Source organism: Massiliimalia timonensis (assembly GCF_900186585.1).
GTDB lineage: Bacteria > Bacillota > Clostridia > Oscillospirales > Ruminococcaceae > Massiliimalia > Massiliimalia timonensis.
In genome coordinates this window covers 113,608-133,963 of sequence record NZ_FYDD01000003.1, presented here as the reverse complement: position 1 = coordinate 133,963, position 20,356 = coordinate 113,608, and the positions used below count along the sequence as shown (strand labels likewise).

At 49.7% G+C, this 20,356-nt stretch carries 22 protein-coding genes and 1 other annotated feature (1 of these 23 cut by a window edge); of the genes, 2 read left to right on the top strand and 20 right to left on the bottom strand.

What is annotated here, in order from left to right; translation table 11 throughout:
* Positions 1-162 (bottom strand) — a binding site (T-box leader); it reaches 99 nt to the left of the window's first position.
* Between the two features lie 112 nt (positions 163-274).
* From spoVM to CIB36_RS02530, 19 genes are all read right to left on the bottom strand, one after another.
* The gene (gene spoVM / locus CIB36_RS13710; RefSeq protein ID WP_106408083.1) at positions 275-358 is read right to left on the bottom strand and encodes a stage V sporulation protein SpoVM; all 84 of its coding nucleotides are present in this window, start codon (positions 356-358) and stop codon (positions 275-277) included.
* Between the two features lie 17 nt (positions 359-375).
* Entirely contained in the window at positions 376-516 is a 141-nt protein-coding gene (locus CIB36_RS13470; protein WP_229408168.1) for a hypothetical protein, read from the bottom strand.
* Positions 517-572: 56 nt separating this feature from the next.
* A complete protein-coding gene (locus CIB36_RS02610) occupies positions 573-1,223 on the bottom strand; it encodes a thiamine diphosphokinase (protein WP_158662555.1) in 651 nt (216 codons plus the stop codon).
* 19 nt (positions 1,224-1,242) lie between these two features.
* Complete coding sequence (gene rsgA / locus CIB36_RS02605) at positions 1,243-2,127, bottom strand: ribosome small subunit-dependent GTPase A (RefSeq protein WP_178085697.1); 885 nt, start codon at positions 2,125-2,127, stop codon at positions 1,243-1,245.
* Between the two features lie 3 nt (positions 2,128-2,130).
* On the bottom strand, positions 2,131-4,146 hold the full coding sequence (gene pknB / locus CIB36_RS02600; protein WP_093988059.1) for a Stk1 family PASTA domain-containing Ser/Thr kinase: 2,016 nt from the start codon (positions 4,144-4,146) through the stop codon (positions 2,131-2,133).
* A gap of 20 nt (positions 4,147-4,166) precedes the next feature.
* On the bottom strand, positions 4,167-4,892 hold the full coding sequence (locus CIB36_RS02595; protein ID WP_093988058.1) for a Stp1/IreP family PP2C-type Ser/Thr phosphatase: 726 nt from the start codon (positions 4,890-4,892) through the stop codon (positions 4,167-4,169).
* A gap of 3 nt (positions 4,893-4,895) precedes the next feature.
* Positions 4,896-5,936 (bottom strand): 23S rRNA (adenine(2503)-C(2))-methyltransferase RlmN, encoded by a 1,041-nt coding sequence (rlmN, locus tag CIB36_RS02590; protein ID WP_093988057.1) that lies wholly within the window; start codon positions 5,934-5,936, stop codon positions 4,896-4,898.
* Positions 5,923-7,269, bottom strand: coding sequence for a 16S rRNA (cytosine(967)-C(5))-methyltransferase RsmB (gene rsmB / locus CIB36_RS02585; RefSeq protein WP_093988056.1), 1,347 nt, complete (start codon positions 7,267-7,269; stop codon positions 5,923-5,925). Before rsmB ends, rlmN begins: the two co-directional genes overlap by 14 nt.
* Positions 7,270-7,281: 12 nt before the next feature.
* The gene (locus tag CIB36_RS02580; RefSeq protein ID WP_093988055.1) at positions 7,282-7,977 is read right to left on the bottom strand and encodes a zinc metallopeptidase; all 696 of its coding nucleotides are present in this window, start codon (positions 7,975-7,977) and stop codon (positions 7,282-7,284) included.
* Between the two features lie 18 nt (positions 7,978-7,995).
* Positions 7,996-8,925 carry a methionyl-tRNA formyltransferase gene (fmt, locus tag CIB36_RS02575; protein WP_093988054.1) on the bottom strand — a complete coding sequence of 310 codons (930 nt, stop codon included), beginning with the start codon at positions 8,923-8,925 and terminating at the stop codon, positions 7,996-7,998.
* Between the two features lie 2 nt (positions 8,926-8,927).
* Positions 8,928-9,392: a peptide deformylase gene (def, locus tag CIB36_RS02570; RefSeq protein ID WP_093988053.1), complete on the bottom strand. Its 465-nt coding sequence runs from the start codon at positions 9,390-9,392 to the stop codon at positions 8,928-8,930.
* Positions 9,393-9,409: 17 nt separating this feature from the next.
* On the bottom strand, positions 9,410-11,881 hold the full coding sequence (gene priA / locus CIB36_RS02565) for a replication restart helicase PriA (protein WP_093988052.1): 2,472 nt from the start codon (positions 11,879-11,881) through the stop codon (positions 9,410-9,412).
* A gap of 18 nt (positions 11,882-11,899) precedes the next feature.
* Complete coding sequence (gene coaBC / locus CIB36_RS02560) at positions 11,900-13,096, bottom strand: bifunctional phosphopantothenoylcysteine decarboxylase/phosphopantothenate--cysteine ligase CoaBC (protein ID WP_093988051.1); 1,197 nt, start codon at positions 13,094-13,096, stop codon at positions 11,900-11,902.
* Positions 13,097-13,114: 18 nt separating this feature from the next.
* Positions 13,115-13,333: a DNA-directed RNA polymerase subunit omega gene (gene rpoZ / locus CIB36_RS02555; RefSeq protein ID WP_324612333.1), complete on the bottom strand. Its 219-nt coding sequence runs from the start codon at positions 13,331-13,333 to the stop codon at positions 13,115-13,117.
* Positions 13,334-13,349: 16 nt separating this feature from the next.
* Positions 13,350-13,949, bottom strand: a complete 600-nt coding sequence (gmk, locus tag CIB36_RS02550; protein WP_093988050.1) for a guanylate kinase — start codon at positions 13,947-13,949, stop codon at positions 13,350-13,352.
* Complete coding sequence (gene remA, locus CIB36_RS02545) at positions 13,942-14,193, bottom strand: extracellular matrix/biofilm regulator RemA (RefSeq protein WP_093988950.1); 252 nt, start codon at positions 14,191-14,193, stop codon at positions 13,942-13,944. Before remA ends, gmk begins: the two co-directional genes overlap by 8 nt.
* Positions 14,194-14,214: 21 nt before the next feature.
* On the bottom strand, positions 14,215-15,093 hold the full coding sequence (locus tag CIB36_RS02540; RefSeq protein ID WP_093988049.1) for a YicC/YloC family endoribonuclease: 879 nt from the start codon (positions 15,091-15,093) through the stop codon (positions 14,215-14,217).
* A 107-nt stretch (positions 15,094-15,200) separates the two neighbouring features.
* Positions 15,201-16,181: an aldo/keto reductase gene (locus CIB36_RS02535; protein WP_093988048.1), complete on the bottom strand. Its 981-nt coding sequence runs from the start codon at positions 16,179-16,181 to the stop codon at positions 15,201-15,203.
* A 65-nt stretch (positions 16,182-16,246) separates the two neighbouring features.
* Positions 16,247-18,481, bottom strand: coding sequence for a transglycosylase domain-containing protein (locus CIB36_RS02530; protein ID WP_158662554.1), 2,235 nt, complete (start codon positions 18,479-18,481; stop codon positions 16,247-16,249).
* A 216-nt stretch (positions 18,482-18,697) separates the two neighbouring features.
* Between CIB36_RS02530 and CIB36_RS02525 the strand changes: the two genes are divergently transcribed.
* Both CIB36_RS02525 and CIB36_RS02520 read left to right on the top strand, forming a co-directional pair.
* Positions 18,698-19,033, top strand: coding sequence for a hypothetical protein (locus CIB36_RS02525; RefSeq protein ID WP_154824789.1), 336 nt, complete (start codon positions 18,698-18,700; stop codon positions 19,031-19,033).
* 194 nt (positions 19,034-19,227) lie between these two features.
* Positions 19,228-19,800: a flavin reductase family protein gene (locus CIB36_RS02520; RefSeq protein WP_093988045.1), complete on the top strand. Its 573-nt coding sequence runs from the start codon at positions 19,228-19,230 to the stop codon at positions 19,798-19,800.
* A 42-nt stretch (positions 19,801-19,842) separates the two neighbouring features.
* Here CIB36_RS02520 and CIB36_RS02515 read toward each other — a convergent pair whose 3' ends face one another.
* Complete coding sequence (locus tag CIB36_RS02515; protein WP_093988044.1) at positions 19,843-20,319, bottom strand: GNAT family N-acetyltransferase; 477 nt, start codon at positions 20,317-20,319, stop codon at positions 19,843-19,845.
* Positions 20,320-20,356: the final 37 nt, after the last annotated feature.

The window sequence follows — 20,356 nt, the reverse complement described above, 5'->3', positions numbered from 1 at the left end:
ATCCTCCCACAATAACGGTTGGGATCCGTCGCAGCCTACTAGCCAATGGCATTCAGCGCGCTACTTCAAGGCGAGTTCAAATCCTGTCAGCCATTGCCTTTCACCAGCCGGCAACTCTCTGAAAGCGTTCAGCATCCTACTATTCCTCTGCAACGTATTTTATTTTTTATTAGTATACTATATTTTTCTTTTCGATGCAACCAGCATTTTGCACAATTTCCGTTTAAAATAACAGGCAGACATTACAAAATGTCTGCCTGTTACCGGTTTCCTCTTAAATCCTTTCTTTTTTGATCCCAAATAAAACCTTTAAAATCCCGCACAAAAACTTTGGACTTTTCCATACAACGACCTTCATCACACAGACTCCCTTCCCTATGTAACGGTCAGCACGCCGGCCACGATCAAAACCGCAGACACCAATAGCAGCAGGGGATGGAACACATAAAAGAAAAGGCCTATGATACCGCATAGAATTAACGCCTTTCCCCGAACCGGCAGCCACGGCCATCGCATACGGCATACCTCCCAAACGAAAAAATCAGGCGCTTTGGTGAGCGCCTGTTACTGTATCATATGCTGCTTTTTTCATTTGGGTGAGCATCTTTTGAACGGATCACCAATAAAATGCCTTTTTTTACTGAAACGGCCGCTTTTTCCTCTGCCACCTCATTGCTTACGCCAAGCGGGAAATCGCTTGTTAAGGTGTAATCGGTCAGGGGATATGCGCCGCCCTTGATGGTGACGCCTTCACACACCTCTGTCAGAGAAAACAGGGAAAAATAACGAAAATCACTTTTAGGGATTTCAATGCTGGTATCCATCATCGCTGTCACTTCATTCTGTGCGTCTAGTAAGGTGATCTGTATCCCTTCTTTTATCATCCCTTTAAGCATCTGCACATTGGCGATCGAATGGTCAAACCGCCCGCCCAGAGCGCCGTATATCACAAACCGGGTATATCCCAGCTTCCTGCCGTGGGAAACTGCCAGATAAATATCTGTATCATCCTTTTCCGGCTTCACCCGGATCACCTGGTCAAAGTCCACTGTTTCCCGGTTAGAATCAAAATCTCCAACCAGCCAATCCGGCTTTATTCCTGCCCGCCTGGCAAGCTGGTACCCGCCGTCAGCACAAATGACAGCATCCTCTTCATCAGGGGCCACATGGATCCAGGAGACCTCCGGCGTTGGGGCGGCTCCAAAAATATAACAAGTTTTCATGTCCTTTTTCCCTTCCCTATCAAAGCTCCCATTCCTTGATCTGTTTGGCTTCTTCATACAGCGCTTTATAGCTTTCATGGCGGGAAGGCTCAATTTTCCCCTCGTCAAGCGCCTTTAAAACAGCGCAGCCCTTTTCTACCGTGTGGGAACAGCCAGTGAACCGGCAATCGGACAGATACGGCGCAAATTCCCGGAAACAATATTGTAGATCCTCTTTCAGGATCACATCATACCGCGCCAGATCCATGGTGCTGAAGCCCGGCGTATCCGCCACATAGCAGTCGAGCTCTTCCAGCCGAAACAGTTCTACATGCCTTGTGGTATGGCGTCCCCGGCCCAGCTTTTGGCTGATGTTAGCCGTCTTTAAGGCAAGCTGAGGAGCCAGACGGTTCAAAAAGCTGGATTTTCCCACGCCAGTATTCCCGGTGAAAGCGCACACCTTTCCCCGCAGCAATTCCTTTACTTCTGTAAGACCGCCATCCTCCATCGTATTTACTACAAACACCCGAAATCCGGCATGCCGATAGATTCTTCTTATCTCTTCCGGAGACTGCAGATCGCTTTTCGTAATGATCAGCATCGGTTCAATCCCCTTATGTTCACTCATCGCAAGGAATTTGTCGATCACAAAAAAATTCGGCTGAGGATCGCACACCGAAGAAACAATGCATAAAAGATCCAAATTGGCAAGCGGAGGCCGCAAAATGCTGTTTTTCCGCGGCAGGATCGTGCAGACAGTTCCTTTTCCCTGCGCATCCAGTTCGATCTCCACATGGTCCCCTACTACCGGGGAAACCTCCTTTTTGCGGAACACACCGCGCGCCCGGCATTCGTAGATAACATGACTGGAGGATTCTACATAGTAGAATCCTCCGATTGCTTTTACAAGAAATCCTTCCAGCATTGACTAATCCTCATCATCCTGCTGTGGAACTGAAGTGTCCGGTACAGAAGTATCTGGCTGGGAAGTATCCGGTTCAGATGGGCTCGGATCTGGTTCTGGTTCTGGCTCCGGCTTTTCCTTCTTTGGAATGTTCAGGTTGATGTTGACCGATCCACCCTCAGACGCCGTTATCGTTTTACTAGAGGAGTATTCTCCCGCCGATACGGATACCGTTACGTCTTTTCCTTCTTCCGCCGTAAAGTTAATAGTAAATTGGCCGGTTCCACCGGCTTTTACCGTTTTTGAATCAGATTTTCTACCCGCAGAGATGCTTACCTTCACATTTTCATCCGAAGAGTTTGTAACAGTGATGCTGGCTGTCATCTCAACAGTCGGCGCTTTTCCGGTACTGACGTTCAGGGTAATGGTGGAGCCCTCCAGCTGTACGCCGGACGGCGTCATGGAAACAACAGTCCCTTTCGGTTTGCTGTTATCCACCTTGTTCACAGTAACGCCAAAGCCCGCTAGGTCTAATGCGGCCCGCGCCTTTGATTCGGACCAGCCCACCACGTTGGGGACTTCCACCTCTTTAGAAGCGGCGCCTGTGCTGACATAGATTTTGATTACTTCATTCTTTTTGGCTTCAGAGTTTCCTTCCGGGTCAGTTTTTACGACTTTTCCGACCTCTACATTTTTATTAAACTGCGGCACGATCGCCACGGTAAAGCCGGCGTCTTCTAAAATCTGCCTTGCTTCATCCTCGGTTTTTCCGGAAACATCCGGTACAGGCGCTTTGTTCAGCCCAGAGCTAACCACCACCTTGATCTTATAACCTTCCTTAACAAGTTTCCCTTCCTCCGGAGTCTGTTCACAGATCAATCCGGCTTCATACTCATCACTGAGCTCTTCTTTTTCCTTTACGATTTCAAACTGGTCGGTATACTCCGGATCGGCGATTACTTTTTCATATTCCAGCCCAACAAGGCTTGGAACCACTACATCACCTTTCGGGTTATTTAACGCGCTGAAGAAGATGACCAGCGCAATGATCGCAATTACTACAAATGCCCCGGTCACAGCCAGCAGGATCTGCATGGTCGGGGACACCCGTTTTTTTACTACGACTTCATCGACATCTTTAAATTTAGGGTCATCTGTTTCAAAATATTTCGGGTCGTCATCGGTAAAATACTTATACTCAAAGACAATACTTGGATTGCGCTTAAACTCATCAATATCACGCAGCATTTCCGCCGCTGTCTGGTAGCGGAGATCCGGGTCCTTTTTCATGGCGCGGACCACGATTTCCTCCAGCCCTTCCGGGATCTGGTCGTTTAAACTGCGCGGAGCCGGAGCTTCGGCCTGCATCTGCTTGACAGCGATCGCCACTGGGCTGTCCCCATCAAAGGGCAGCTTTCCAGTCAGCATCTCAAACATCATGACCCCAACGGAGTAAATGTCTGTCCTTTCGTCGGTCACTTCCCCGCGCGCCTGTTCCGGGCTGATATAATGCACGGAGCCGATCGCCTTTTCAGAGATGGTGCGGCCGTTGTCTCTGGCAAAGCGCGCAATGCCAAAGTCCATGACCTTTACCGTACCATCCTGCAGCAACATCACGTTCTGCGGTTTAATGTCACGATGTACGATCCCATTATCATGCGCATGCTGCAAGGCGCGCAAAATCTGCACGGTAAAGTGGACTGTTTCTTTCCAGCCCACAACCCCCTGCTGTTCAATATATTCTTTCAGGGTGATCCCATTGACATATTCCATGACAATAAATTGTACCCGATCACCAAAGCTAACATCAAAAATCTTGACAATGTTCGGATGGCTCAGTACCGCGATCGCTTTTGACTCATTGCGGAACCGCCGCTTAAAATCCTCTTTGCTGGCGAATTCTTCTTTCAGGATCTTTACTGCGACGATCTTTTCCTCTGTGACGTCATATGCCTTATAGACATCCGCCATGCCGCCGATCCCGATCAGTTCCCGGATCTCATAACGGCCATCCAGCCTCTTTCCAATGTATTTATTCAAACCATTCACTCCTTCTCCGTTTACAGGATCACGACTGCCGTAATATTGTCAAGGCCGCCGTTTTGATTCGCTTGTTCAATTAAACGCCCGCAAATATCGCCTGGGGCTTCTGTCAGCACGATCTCCTTGATCGTATCGTCATCACAGGTGTTGGTCAGCCCGTCAGAGCATAACAGCAGCGCTGAATTGGCAATATTGCTGACCTCTATATAATCAATATCCACAAAACAACTGATCCCGATCGCACGGGTGATCATATTTTTCTGCGGATGATGATCTACTTCTTCTTCTGTTATCTTTCCTTGCTCCAACAGGGTCTGCACGACAGAATGATCTTTCGTAAGCTGGTAGATGTTCCCGTCGCGGATCAAATAGACCCGGCTGTCGCCAACATGAGCGATATATGCTTTGTCGCCGGATACCACTGCCAAAACCACAGTGGTCCCCATCCCGATATACTGTTCATTCTCCAGAGATTTATCATATACTGCGACGTTCCCCTCGCTGACAGCGGACACGATGATGTTTTTATAATCCTCGTCCGTCAGCCCCGGGCGCAGATGCTCATCTAAACTTTGGCTAATCACGGTACTTGCCACATCGCTGGCTATATTTCCTCCGTTTTCTCCGCCCATCCCATCGCATACCAGGCCGTAGCACAGTTCTTCACTAACAGAATGGAGCCTAAATTCATCCTGATTGGAAGAACGCTGCAGCCCAATATCGGTTTTTCCATATACTAACAATTTTCACTTCACCTCTGACTGATTCTCTCGTCTTAACTGACCACAGGCCGCATTGATGTCGCTTCCCAAGGTACGCCGTACCGTCGCATTAATGCCGCGTTTGATCAATTCATTCTGAAAACGGTACACATTTTCCCGTTCCGTTTTCACAAAAGAGGTTTCTTTGACCTCATTGACTGGAATCAAATTCACATGACACAGCTGACCCTTTAACTGTTCAGCCAGACGCGCCGCGTCTGCCGTGCTGTCATTTTTCCCTTTGATCAAAGCATATTCAAAGGATATGCGCCTTTTTGTTATCTTACTATAATTTTTACAGGATTGCAACAGCCTTTGGATCGGATACCTGCGGTTGACCGGCATCATCTCGCTCCTTTTTCCATCCTCCGCCGCATGCAAAGAGATGGAAAGGGTCAAGCCAAAATCATACTGTGCAAGCTCGTCGATCCGCTCCGCCAGCCCGCAGGTAGAAAGAGAGATGTTCCGCATACTAATATTAGCACCCAACGGGGAATTTATCAACTCCAAAAAACGCACCACATTTTCAAAGTTATCCAGTGGTTCCCCGATCCCCATCATCACAATGTGGGAAACCCGCAGCCCTAGATCGCGTTCTGTTTCATATACCTGATCCAAAATTTCGCTGGCGGAAAGATTGCGCACAAAACCAGCCTTCGTAGAAGCACAGAATTCACAGCCCATTTTGCAGCCCACCTGAGAAGACACGCAAAGGCTGTTGCCGTGTTTATACTTCATCAGCACTGTTTCCACACTTTCTCCGTCTTCAAGCCCATACAGGTACTTGGTCGTCCCATCCAGCTTGGAAACCAACTTCCGTTTTACAGCTACACAGGGGATACGGCATTGGGAAGAAAGCTTGTCCCGTAAAGATTTTGAAAGGTTGGTCATTTCATCAAAGCTGCGTACTTTTTTCTCATGCAGCCAGCTAAATACCTGCTTGGCGCGGAAGCCCGGTTCCCCGATCTGCTTCAAAAATTCTTCCAGCTCTGTCAGGAGCATAGATTTTAGATCAATCTTTTTCATGCTTTTCCCCCTTTCGTTCAAATAACGCGATGAAAAAGCCATCGCTGTCTATCAAGTGCGGGAAAAAGGTCAGCATGTTGCCCTTTGCCTCAGCCGCTTTTCCCCAGTCCGTTTCCAAATCAACCGGTTCAAATTCCGGATGCGCTTTTAAAAATCCTTCCGCCACCGCTTCGTTTTCCGCCCGGCTTAGTGAGCAAGTGGAATACAAAAGCCGTCCCCCCGGCTTTACATACCGGCCACCGTTTTCCAAAATCCGTCTTTGGATCTCCGGCAGGTCTTTTAAGGACTCCCTAGGCTTATATTTGATCTCCGGCTTGCGGCGGATAATCCCCAGCCCCGCGCAGGGCACATCACACAGTACCCGGTCTGCTTTAGGCAGGTCTTCCCGGTAAACGGACGCGTCGCCCACCTGCGCCTTGATACAATCTAGCCCCAGCCGTTTCGCACCATCAGAAATCAGCCTCGTTTTATGTTCGTATAGGTCAAACGCCAGAAGTTCTCCCTTGTTTTCCATCCCTTGCGCAACCGTAAACGCCTTAGAGCCAGGCGCCGAACAAAGATCCAGCACAGTCATTCCCGGCTTTGCATCTAAAATTTTGGCGCAAAACTGGGAAGAAGCATCCTGCACATAAAATAATCCTTGCTGAAATTCCGGCAGTTCGCTCAGGCTCCCGCTGTGTTCCAGCGCATAGCAGTGCTCTACCCATCTGTTTTTTTGCAGGCCCACGCCCCGCTTTTTAAGCAGGGCGCAGAGTTCCTCGTCCGATGTCTTTAAGGTGTTGACCCGCACGGTCAGCGGCGGCCGTCCCAACGACGCTTCCGCCAGTCTTTGGGCAGTATCCAAGGAATACTCCTCCGCCCACTGCTTTAACAGCCATTCCGGGCAGGAATAATGGACAGACAGCCTCCAAAACCCGTCTTCCACCGGCAGGACAACCTGTTTCCCATCCCGGATCGCCGCCCGCAAAATCGCGTTGACAAAGCCCTTTGCGCTGGTTTTCCTTGCGTATTGGCAAAGGGAAACGGTTTCATGAACGGCGGCCCGTTCCGGGATCTGTTCCAGATATAAAAGCTGGTACAGCCCCATCTTTAAAATCACTGCGACCTCAATATCCAGCTTGGCGCATTTGCGTTTGGAATATCGGTCGATTTGATACCCAAGCGTCAGATCCCGTTCGATCACTCCGTAAAACAACGCAGCCGCCAGCGTTTTTTCCTGGGGCTGTGCCCCGCATTGCTTTAAGACCCGATCCAGCACGATAGAAGAATACCCTTTATCGCGATATACCTGACAAAGCGCGTCAAAGCAAAGCTGTCTTGCGTTTTTTGCCATAAAGCTCTCCTTCTAGTCGTTTCTCCGGTTCGCCAGTAAAATCAAACGGAGCAGCTGTGCCAGCGATGTCAAAAGCGCCGCAACATATGTCAGGCCTGCCGCGGTCAGCATCTTTTTAGCTCCCCGGTATTCTTCCCCTTCTTCTAAAATATGGTCATCGGTAAGGGTGCGCAATGCGCGTGCACTGGCGTTAAATTCCACCGGCAGGGTAACCAGTTGAAACACCACTACGATGGAAAACAAAATAATCCCTGCCGATACCAGCATCGGCGCCCCCATGATCAGCCCAATAATCGCCAGAGGGAAAGCCAAGGTAGAGCCAATTTGGGTGATCGGTACGATCGCGGTCCGTATTTTGATCGGGAAATACCCGACATTGTGCTGAATCGCATGCCCGCACTCATGTGCCGCCACCCCGATCGCCGCCACAGAAGTGGAGCTATATACAGCATCCGAAAGGCGCACCACGCTTTTGCTTGGATCAAAGTGGTCAGTCAAAGAGCCTGCCACCCGTTCGATCCTGACATGGTGAAGCCCGTTGGAATCCAAGATAAACCGCGCCACCTGATAGCCTGTGTAACCTCTTGCGTTCCCGACCCGACTGTATTTTCGGAAAGCGGACGATACATTCCACTGCGCCACCGCCGCAATCAAAAGCGCCGGAACAACTAACAGCCAATAATAATGGTCAATATAAAAAAACGGCATACTTTCTTTGTTCTCCTTTTATTCGGCTCCCAAAACGGTACCCGGTTCCACCCGATGCCCGCGCAGGAAGTCTTCACTTTTCATTCGTTTAGAACCTTCAAACTGCACTTCTGTCAAATGGACTGCTCCCCCGTCGCCGCAGGCAACGACCAGCTGCTTTCCACTTAAAACAGTACCCGGTTCCGCCTGCTTGCCCGGTGCCAGTTCAGAACGGTAAACCTTCAGCCGTTTCCCGTGCAGGGTAGTCGCCGCGCACGGCCAAGAAGATAAGCCCCTAATTTGATTATGCACCATCTGCGCCGGCTTATGAAAGTCGAGCAAGGAAAGCTCTTTAGAAAGCATCGGTGCGTGGGTAGCCAGCGCATCGTCCTGTTTTTGCGGGGAAAGCTTCCCCTCTTTCAGTGCCCGCAGGGTATCCAACAGCACCGAAGCGCCGATGGCGGAAAGCCTGTCATGCAGTTCCGAAGCGGTTTCATTCTCCCCGATCGGCGTTTCCTGTTTTAACAGCATATCGCCGGTATCCAAGCCCTGCGCCATATACATGGTGGTAACGCCGGTAACTGTTTCCCCGTTGAGCACGCTCCACTGGATCGGTCCCGCGCCGCGGTATTTTGGCAGTAGGGACGCATGAACATTGATACAGCCAAACCTTGGCAGCTCCAGCACCGCTTTGGGAAGAATCTTCCCGTAAGCGACTACAACAATCAAATCCGGCGCCAGTCCGGTAAGCTGTGCTAAGGACTCCTCTGTTTTCAAGCTTACCGGCTGATAAACCGGAATCCCCTGCTTTAAAGCTAGTTCCTTTACCGGCGGCGGCAGTACCTTGTGCCCGCGTCCTTTGGGTTTATCCGGCTGAGTAAACACCCCAACCACATCATAAGAAGCCTCCAGCAACGCCTGAAGGCAGGGGACTGCAAAATCCGGGGTCCCCATAAATACGATCCTCATGGTTATTCTTCCTCTTTCACTTCCACCATTTCGGTTGCGATATCTTTAAAAATCTTTCCGGAAAGGTGGTCTATTTCATGGCAAAGCGCCCTTGCAAGCAATTCTTCCCCTTTGATGGTGAATTCCTTGCCGTTGCGGTCCTGCGCGACTACCTTCACCTTTGCAGGGCGGGTCACGCGACCATACTGCCGCGGGCAGGACAAACAGCCTTCCAGATCGGTCTGCTCTCCCTTTTCCGACACGATCTTTGGATTGACCAGTTCTATCAGGCCTTCACCAACATCGATCACGACCGCCTGACGCAGGATCCCCACCTGAACAGCTGCCAGGCCGACACCCTCCGCATGATACATAGTTTGCGCCATATCATCCAATAAATCCCATAATTTCTGATTAAATTCTGTAACTGGCTTGGAAACCTTTCTCAGTACTTCGTCATCTTCCAGATAAATCGTTCTCAGTGCCATTTCTTTCTTCCTTTCTTTTATGAATTGATGTCGCCGTTTACATCGGCATATACCGTGATCCGGCGAAAGCTTTTTTCCCTGCTCACCGCAAACAGGCAGTGCCGCAGATATTGTTTAAAGGCGCTTGTGCACCTGCATTTTATAACGATCTTTTCCCGGTATTTCCCGCCCATTTTATACATGGCGGCCTTCATGGGTCCTAAAGCCTGAAAGGATAATTTCCCTGTATATCCCTCTGCCTGCCGCCGCATGATCCGCAAAAACTGTTTGGCCGCCGCGGCGACCGCGTTGGGGTCCGTGCCGCTGAAGCTGACCGTGCAGACATCGCAAAACGGAGGATACCGTAAAATTTTACGCGCCGCGATCTCATCGCCAAAAAAGCTCTCGTAATCCTGCTGTGCGGCAAAGCTGATCACCGGATGCTCCGGCAGATAGGTTTGGATATATGCCCGGCCGCTTTTTTGGGCCCGGCCGCTCCGCCCCACCACTTGGGTGATCAGCGAAAACACCCGCTCCGCACTGCGGTAATCCGGGGCGTAAAGCCCAGCGTCTGCATTCAGCACCCCCACCAAGGTCACGTTTGGAAAGTCCAATCCCTTTGCGATCATCTGGGTGCCCAGCAAAATATCGTATTCCCGCCGCCCGAACGCTTCAAAATTTTCTCCGTAAGCATACCGGGAATAGGTCGTATCCGTATCCATCCGAAGCACCCGCGCCTGCGGGAACAGGCTTTCCAACTCCTCCTGCAATTTTTGGGTGCCTAGTCCGGTCAGCTTTAAATGCTGTCCCCCGCAGGAGGGACACTCTTTCGGCGGACGGGCAGAATGCCCACAGTAATGGCACATCATGTATCCGTTGTCCCGGTGATAGGTCAGCGCCGCATCGCAGTGGGGGCATTTCACAGCCTCCCCGCAGTCAATGCACTGCATCGCTGTCTGGTAGCCCCTACGGTTGATGAACAGGATCGTCTGCTCCCCGCGTTCTAAGTTTTTTCTAATCTCCTTTTTCAGCATCCCGCTTAAAGAAGCCACATTTGCCTGCCGTTCCTCCTCTTTCATATCTACCAAAAACACTTCCGGCAGGTCGGCGTCGGCATACCGCTCTTTTAGTTCAAAATAACGGTAGACTCCCTCCTGCGCCTTGTAACGGCTTTCCACCGAAGGGGTGGCAGAGGCAAGCAATAAAAGAGCCTGATGCTCCACACATCGGAATTTTGCAATTTCCCTTGTATGGTAGCGCGGCGCTGCTTCTGATTTGTAGGAAGGTTCCCCCTCCTCGTCCATGATAATGATCCCGATCTTTTGGAACGGTGCAAACACGGCGCTGCGCGTTCCCACAACAATGCTCGCCTTGCCGTCCCGGATCCGCTTGAACTCGTCCAAGCGTTCCCCCAACGACAGGCTGCTGTGCATCACCGCCACCTGCTCGCCGAACAGGGCTTTGAAGCGGCCCACCATCTGGGGAGTCAGCGAAATCTCCGGCACCAGCATCAGCGCCTGCTCCCCGTTTTTTATCACTTGCTCGATCAGCTTGATAAACACCTGTGTTTTTCCGCTTCCCGTTACACCATGAAGGAGCGCCACCTGTGCTTTGTGTTCCCGGAGCAGGGCGCTGATTCCGTCAAATACTTCTTGCTGTGCTGGGGAAAGGGCAATCTGTTCCAGGCTTTCAGCTTTCCCATCCCCAGCGTCAGGAATCCGGTACACCATCTTTTGTACATAGGTACAAACCTGCCGCTGAACAAGGGTGCGTAGCACGCCTTCCCCCACTCCGCAGAAATACATCACTTCCTTTTTATCAGCCGTGATGTTCTGTTCCAGAAAAGTAACTACTTCCTTCTGCTTCGGAGTCAGCTTTCCTTCCCAGTCACCATTCAAGTATTCATCACTCAACCGGAGCAACGCAATATTTTTATCCGATACCTTTTGCTTCGCAGAATCTGAAACCGCAACGATCCCTTTCGCAATCAACCCGTCAACCAGCTTATGCTTTCCCGTGCTCTTTTGCAGGGCCAGATATTCATCCAGTTCCCGGTCGGTTTTCTCTTTCCTCAAAAAAGCGATCAGGTTGCGTTCTTCAAAAGTAAATCCCGAAAGTTCATCCTCCTCAGGAATCCGGGTCAAGCGGTATTCCTGCGAGAGGTTCATGTTCAGCCCATTGGGCAGAATGGTCTTTACCGCATCATAAAAGGTACAGAACGTGTTAATAACCATAAACCGTGCCAGACGGAACATCTCTTCCGAAAAAACCGGTTCTGTATCAATTTGAAGCAGGACAGGCTTAAGTGCCTTTTCCGGAGCAGGAACCGTATCGATCCCATCCACTAAACCCTGCCGGCGGCGGTTCCCGTTTCCAAACGGGACCACCACCCGGCACCCCCTTTGCAGGGTAGCGGACAGTTGTTCCGGAACCAGATAGTCAAAGGGCTTATCAAAATGATAGGCAGCTTTTTCCACATAGACCTTTGCGATCGTTACCTGATCAGCCATTTGCCCTTTCCCTCCAGTTTATTTTCCGAATGTCAATAATTTATCCAGCACCGCATGCGCCACCATTTCCTTGCTCATCTGGGGCAGGGCAGTTTCGTCCTGCCGGGTGATCAGGGTGACGATATTCGTGTCGCCCCCAAAACCGGCGCCCTGCTGGCGCAGGCTGTTCGCCACGATCATGTCGGCGTTCTTGCGCAAAAGCTTTTCCCGGGAGTGTTCCAGCATCTGTTCCGTTTCCATGGAAAAGCCGCACAAAAGCTGGCCCTCATGCTTGTGTTCCCCAAGGTATTTTAAAATATCCGTAGTGGCCCGCAGGTTGATCTGCGCAGTTTTGCGGCCTTGCTTTTTGATTTTCTCCGCGGCCTTTTCCGCAGGGGTAAAATCAGCCACCGCCGCAGCCTTTATGATGATGTCCGAAGTATCAGCCTCAGCCTTTACCGCCTCGAACATATCCTGTGCGGAGGTAACCTGCACCGCTTTTACCCCATAGGGCGGCGGGAGGTGGCATGGGCCGGTGACCAAGGTCACTTCCGCGCCCCGCAGATATGCGGCGCGCGCGATCTCATACCCCATTTTCCCAGTAGAATGATTGGTGAGATACCGAACGGGGTCCACCGATTCCTGAGTAGGGCCGGCAGTCACCAAAACCTGTTTTCCGGCCAAATCTTTGGGATAGGCAAGCACTTGGCGGATCTCTTCATACAGCACCTCTGTTTTTGGGAGCCGCCCTTTTCCAACATCCTTACATGCCAGTACCCCAGATTCCGGTTCGATCAAACGGTAACCATAGCTACGCAGGGTCTCCATATTTCTTTGGGTCGCGGGATGTTCATACATCGCCGTATTCATGGACGGCGATACCAGTACCGGGCACTTCATGGCAAGCACGGTCGTTGTCAGCATATCGTCTGCGATCCCATTTGCCAGCTTTGCGATCACATTTGCAGTTGCCGGCGCAATCAAAGCAAGGGCGGCGCGTTTGGCGAGCGAAATATGCTTGACATCCCACTGAAAATCCCGATCAAAGGTATCAACGATACATTTATTCCCTGTCAGGGTTTCAAAGGTCAGGGGAGTAATAAATTCCGTGGCGTTTTTAGTCATGATCACATGCACGTCATACTGCTCTTTCGACAGCTTGCTGGCGAGATCCGCCAGCTTATAGGCCGCAATCCCCCCACAGACGCCCAGAACGACTGTCTTTTGGTTTTCCATTCCAGTCACCTCCGCAGGCTATTCCGCTTTTTCGCCAATACCTTCCTGCTCTACCAATTTATATTTTCCCTTGGCGAATTCTTCTACTGCCACCTGAACCGGTTTTTCCAGCAGCTCTGTGTGCTGCTCTTCTGCATCTTCTGCGATCTCACGAGCGCGTTTTGCAACAGCGATCACCAAAGAGTAATAGCTTTCCCCGTTTTTTAAGATCTCTGTACTAGCTGGTCTGTGCATCATAATATTCTTTCTCCTCTCAGTTATCTTGGATCATCTCTGCCATCCGGCAGGTCCTGTTCTGTTCCGCGCGGATGATCGCCGCAATGTCTTTTACGGCCTCCGCCACGGTATTGTTCACCACAATATAGTCATAATCCTTTGCCTGCTTCATCTCTTCCACCGCAGTGGCCAGCCGGCGCCGCACCGTTTCCTCATCTTCTGTCTGCCGGTCCACCAAACGGCGCTCCAGCTCCGCTAAGCTGGGTGGCATGATAAAGATCGAAACTGCTTCCGGCTGGGAATTTATCACCTGTTTGGCGCCCTGAACCTCAATTTCTAAAATAACGTGCTGCCCCTTTTCACAGCGCTCAAATACCGGCTTTTTGGGGGTCCCGTAATAGTTCCCGCAGTAGCAGGCATGCTCCAGCATCCCATCCCGCGCGATCTCCCCCTCAAATTCTTCCTTACTCAAAAAGAAATAGTGCGTTCCGTTCTCCTCACCGGGCCGCGGGGAACGGGTGGTAGCGGAAACGGAAAGGAAAATATTTTCTTCCGTTGCCAGCAGTTCCTTCAGTACAGTCCCTTTCCCGCATCCAGAGGGACCGGAAAGGACCAGCAGCAAGCCTTTTTTATTCATCTTCATCCTCATCCTCGTCTAAACGGTTGGCAACGGTTTCCGGCTGGATCGCCGACAGTACCACATGGTCGCTGTCCATCATGATCACAGCCCGCGTTCTTCTTCCGTAAGTTGCATCAATCAAAAGCCCCTTATCGCGCGCCTCCTGGATAATCCTCTTGATCGGCGCGGACTCCGGGCTGACGATCGCAATCAAACGATTTGCAGAAACCATGTTCCCAAACCCAATATTGATCAGCTTCATCATTGTTTCCCCCTTTTTCCACTATTCGATGTTCTGGATCTGTTCCCGGATCTTTTCAATCTCGGATTTTATTTCCACCACCATGCCGGTGATCTCAATATTTTGCGCCTTGGAACCGATCGTATTGGTTTCCCGGTTCAGTTCCTGAACCAAAAAGTCGAGCTTGCGTCCCACAGCCTGATCTGTTTCTAACAGCTCGGTAAACTGTCTTAAATGGCTCCTTAACCGTACCGTCTCTTCATCAACAGCAATTTTTTCCGAATAGATCGCCGCTTCCAGCAATAACCTTTGTTCGTCCACATTCTGATCCTGTAAAACTTCCTTCATTTTGGCAGTCAGCCGTTCCCGGTAGCTTACTACTGTTTGCGGGGAAAGCGTTTCGATCTGCCCCACCAGATCCTCAATACGGCGTAATTTTGCCAAGACATCCTCTTTCAGGCGATGCCCTTCCGCTTCCCGCATCTCAACAAATTTTTGTACCGCCTCTTGGGCAACAACCTGGACATCAGCCCAAACGACCTCTTCATCTTCCGGCGCTTTCCGGACGGAAAAAATATCGCCAAACCGGGCGATAGAGGAAAGGGAAAGGTCGTCAATCAGGTCAAATTCCTCTTTTAATTCGCGCAGGGCCTCTACATAACCCTTTGCCAGAGATTTGTTGATCTCAACCTCGGATTCTTTCCCCTCTACGGTAAAAACAGTAACATTGACGTCGATCTTCCCGCGGGACACCCGTCCTTGGACAAAGGATTTCATCTTTTCTTCCAGGTATCCGTAGATCCGGGGGACCCGGGCGGAGAACTCGAAAAAGCGGTGATTCACCGAACGGATCTCCACAGAAATATCGCGGCCGTTCAGTATCTGCTGGCTGCGGCCGTATCCTGTCATACTTCTAATCATGAATGGCTGCTCCTATCTGATTTAAAATCATTTCTTATTATAGATTGTACCATATCTTTTAGGGGGAATGCCGATTTTGTTCATAGAAAATTAACATTTTTCATTTTTTATTTACCTTCCAGCCAGCGGATCTCTTCTGGTTTCAGCTGGAAATCCTGCGCCATCATGCTGTCTTCCAATTGCGAAATCTTAGAACAGCCAATGATCGTGCCAGTAGGCAGCTTCTGCCCTGTCAAAAACGCAAGCGTAATTACCGCCGGGCTGACGCCATACTGCTTGCTCAGTTCCATTACCCGATGGAAGCGGGCAAGGTTTTCTTGGCGAAGCTCCGGGCATAGAAACCGCTTTTTGACCTTTTGCGGCAGGTCTTCTTCGCCGCACTGGGCAAGCTTGGAAAACAGCCCTTTTGCCTGTGCGTTATAGGCCATGACCGGGATCCCGTGCTCCAAATAGGCCCTTCTCGTTTCATCCGTCATACAAACCAACGTTGGATCACCAAGGCTCTGTGGCGTGCAAAGGGCCAGTGACCACTGGATCTGGCTGGCAGAGAATCCAAGCTGGCCACTCTTTTCAGCATAGCTGTTTGCTTCCAGCAACCGTTCTACAGACCAGTTAGACGCACCAAAGCAACGCACCATCCCCTGTCTGGCAAAATCGTTGAGCGTGTCGACGATCCCTTCCACCGGAACGTTTACATCATCCCGGTGCAGCCAGTATAGATCGATATAATCTGTTTTTAGCGCATTTAAGCTCTGCTCCAAATCAAAACACAGATCGTCTCTGCCAAGCCGGGACTGATCCATTTTTCCAAAAGGCGGGTGCGCGCCTTTCGTAGACAAAACAATTTCCTTGCGAAGCCCTGTACTTTGGAACCACGCACCAATTACCTCCTCACTGGGACGGCGGTCGTCCGGTTCAAAATTAGAATAGATACGCGCCGTGTCGATGCATCTACCGCCCAGTTCAAAATAGCGGTCAAGCTGCGGAAAAGCCTCTTTTTCTCCCATGTTGCCAAGATATGTGGTTCCGAAGATCACCTTACTGACCTGAAGCTCATGTTTTTCGTTCTGAATTAAAAATCGTTTCATGCTTTGATCCCCTTTCGTTGATGAAAGAAGAAGGCGGAACCACTGGTTTCCGCCTTCTTTGCTGTTTATTCGTCATCTGTATTACTTGCTGTCCGGGATGAATAATGCCCGGTACAGGTATTGGGCAGATTGCTTTCTTTATAATAACCCACCTTGCTGCTGCATCCAGGACCTGCCAACAGGCCGGTAACAGTACAGTACCGTTTCTGAACAACTCCGCTGTCATCCAACTCAAAGTCTGCACTGTCATAATCCTTCAGCAGGTCTGTCATGATGTCCTTATAAATAACCTGCGGCTTATTGACTTTATATTTAATATTCCGCTGTTCTGTTTCCGTATAAATCTTATCATTCTGGTCGTAACCGAAACGGATCGCCGTTACATAATACGGATTCAGCCCAACAAACGAAAATTCCAAGTTGTCATCAGATGTACCGGTTTTCCCAGCAATGGTGAAGCGGTTCATCCTCGCTTGACGTCCCGTGCCGTTCGGCGCTTCAATGACCTGCTGCATCATCTTGTTCATGATATAAGCAGAGCTGGAATCGATCGCATAGCTATTTTCCGGCTCGTTTTCCAACAAAACCTTCCCGTTCATATCAACCACTTTGGTGTAATATTTAGGGGTATTATAATTCCCGTTATTACCAAAGATCGCATAAGCGGCGCACAGCTCATCCAGCTTTACCCCATAGTCGGTCATACCAAGGGTCAGGTTTTCTGCCTTGTCGTTGTTGTTACCTAATGTGCTGACATGAAGGTCATTTTTTAGGAAGTTGTAGCAATAATCAACCCCGAGTCTCTGGATCAGTTCTACAGGAATGGTGTTTTTAGAAACCGTCAGGGCGTCTACCATCGTGATCCCTCTTCTGGACCAGGACTGCTCATAGTTTTTAGGCCAGTCTTTTCCGTTTTTGGTAGTTTTCGGTTCGTCTACCATCATGGTCGACCAGGTGATCAGGTCAGAGTTAACCGCCGGCGCATAGGTGGTGATAGGTTTCATTGCAGAACCGGCAGACCGAATGTCGTCGGTAGCGCGGCTGTTGACAAGGTTTCCTTCCTTTTTGTTCCGGCTGCCCACAACCGCCTGCACGTTTCCTTGATAGTCCATGATGATCGCGGCGCCTTCCGGCGGGTGTTCCTGTTCTAGATAAAAGAAATTACTGTCATCCAAGAAATAATCTTCCAGATAATTCTGCATGTCGATCTGACAGGTAGTATAGATCTGCAGGCCGCCGCCATTGATCTTATTCATGGCCTCGTTTGCACTTAGCCCATATTGATCCATCAGGTCTTTCTGCACTTTTTTAATGGTAGCGTCAACATACCAGTTATATACCTTGTTGTCCGTTTCCAAAACCTGTGCATTGTCGCCTTTTCGATCCATGACCTTGATCTCTTCCTCCAAGGAAGCCTCATATTCCTCTTGTGTGATCGAATTGAACTCCAGCATTTTTCTTAAGCTGTAGCTGCGGCGCTCCTTATTCCGTTCCGGATTGTCCAAGATATTGATGTTATTCGGGGACTTGGTCGTCGCTGCAAGGCTTGCCGCCTCCGCATAGGTCAGTTCTGATACATCTTTGTCAAAATAGTATTCTGCCGCAGCCTGTACCCCATAGTTCCCATTCCCAAGGTCAATATAATTTAAGTACGCTTCCAGGATAGAGGATTTCGCATTATGCCTCTCCAACTGCAGCGCGCCTAAGATCTCGCGGATCTTTACGTCGATCGTACGGTTGTTAAAATCCCCGTTGATATTCTTGATCAGCTGCTGGGTGATGGTGGAACCACCCTGACTGGCGTCCTGTTTCAAAGCTAATTTTAAAAAGGAAGAAAGCGTTCTTCCCCAGTCCACGCCCTCATGATCCATAAAACGCTCGTCCTCAGTATAGACAAACGCATCCTGAACATGCTGCGGGATCTCCGCCAAATCCACCCATTCTCTCCGGCCATTCAGGTGCAGGCTCTGCATTGCCTTCGCTTCGCCGTTTGAATCCACCCCATATACAACAGAGGTAGAATACACCTCCAAGGTGTTTAGGTCAATCCCTGTGTCAGAATCCACGTATTTCATCACAAAGACAGTCAATGCTGTCCCAACGATACAGCAGATGATCAGCAGGATCATGCAGATGATCAAAAAGACCTTTCCGATACTGAAAAAAATCGCCTTGGTAGCGCGCACCCCAACATGAGAGTTCTTTCGTTTGATCACAGGCTTTGTTTCCTGCATGGTGCGATACTCTGAACCACGCATAACCTGTCTTCCCGGCTTTTTCTTTTTGCCGTTTGTACTCATAAGCAGCCTATCCTCCCTTATTACTGGTTGCATGTATTTCTTTTTGACCGGCCTCTTTCCATAAGACGCCTATTTTATTATTTTTCATGTTTTTTCATTATATCATATTTTTTCCTGTCTGTTAAGACATAAATTTTAACAAAATCAAAGAACCTGTATAATTTTGCCTTTGCGGCCAAAACTAAGGATAACAAAACCCACAGAAAGAAGATCGCAATGATGAACAAGACTACGCTGAGAACCCTCATCATCGGCGGCGGAGTTGTTTTGCTTGGGATCATTTTGATCCTGTGCTTCACCCTGCTAAAGCCGGTCGTCCCAACGCCTCCAACAGTCCCAGAATCGAGCATAGCGGCGGCACAGTCAAAATATACTTTGCGGGAATATCAGGGAAAAATCGCCCTGTATGGCTCTGATCTAACCGAACCGGAAGAAGTTTTTGAAATTTACACCGATACTCTCCCGGAAATGGACATCCTGCGCCTGCAGGAAGGGATCACCGCCGACTCTTTGGAAGAGGCGCAAGCCTATTTGGATGATTTTGACAGCTGAACCCAGTGTACCCAAATTTTGTGAGAACTTTGTGAACATGTTGTAAAGGCATTGAAAAATCGACACATTTTGCATGTTTTAACTGTCAGCGGCAAAAATTTTCTGCCGCTTTTTTAATTCCCCCCAGGCCTCCTTGCTTTTTATTTTGAAAGAACTATAATAAAAAGTATCAAAATCATACTGGAGGGAGCATCATGAAAAAAGAGCTTGGAGTCAAACCATATTTATTCCCTATGCCAGTCCTAATGATCGCCACCTATGGAGAAGAACATGACGTTGACGTTATGAACATGGCTTGGGGCGGCATCTGCGCAGACAATATGGTTGCATTAAACCTGGATGAGGACCACAAAACATCCAAAAACTTAAAACAGCGGAATGCGTTTACCATCAGTGTGGCAGATATTGCCCACATAGAAGCAGCGGATTTTTTCGGGATCGCATCCGGGAACAAAATGAAAGATAAATTTGAACGGAGCGGCCTCCACGCTGTTAAAAGCCAAAAGGTAGACGCCCCCATTATCGAAGAATTTCCTCTGACGCTGGAATGCAAGGTGGTAGAATTTCAACATTCTGCCGCAGGGTTCCGGGTTCTCGGAGAAATCGTAGGTGTTCAGGCAGAAGAACGTGTGCTTGATGAAACGGGAAAAGTCGATCCGAAAAAGCTTGGCGCGTTCCTGTTTGACCCATTCCAAAACGGTTATTATGCTGTCGGCGAAAAGGTCGGCCAAGCATGGAGCAGCGGCGTTAGGATGATGAAAAAGTGATGCAAAAACGTCAGGACCGGGATTCGGTCCTGACGTTTTGCTTTAAAGGAAACGGTACTCCATAATATATTCCTCCGAATTTTCAGAAACGATCTGAAATCCTGCTTTTTGATACATCCGCAATGCATAGTTATCCTTTTGGACGGCAAGGGAAACTTTCCGGTATTCTTTATCACGGAGCAAACAAAGCATCTGCCTGAGCAGCTGGGTACCGATCCCCTGCCCACGGTATTGCGGATAAAGGGAAAGCGCAAGCTCCGGTATGCCCCGCCCGGTATTTCCATATCCGTCAATCTCCCTTGCCCAAACCGCACCGACAAGCTTCCCAGCCGCATCGGCACAAAGGCAAATATCATCTTTCCACATTCCAAAATCCTTGATATACTGTTGCAGCGCCGGCTCCTCCACAATATTCTTAGGCGCCGCCGCTTCCCCCTCCCGCTGAAAGATCGCTTCATATAAAAAGCCGCGCAGCTGCGGATACTCTTCTGCTTTCATCTCCCGAATAATATAATCCATGGAACCACACTCCCTCCTTCCGCTTACCGGCTGTATC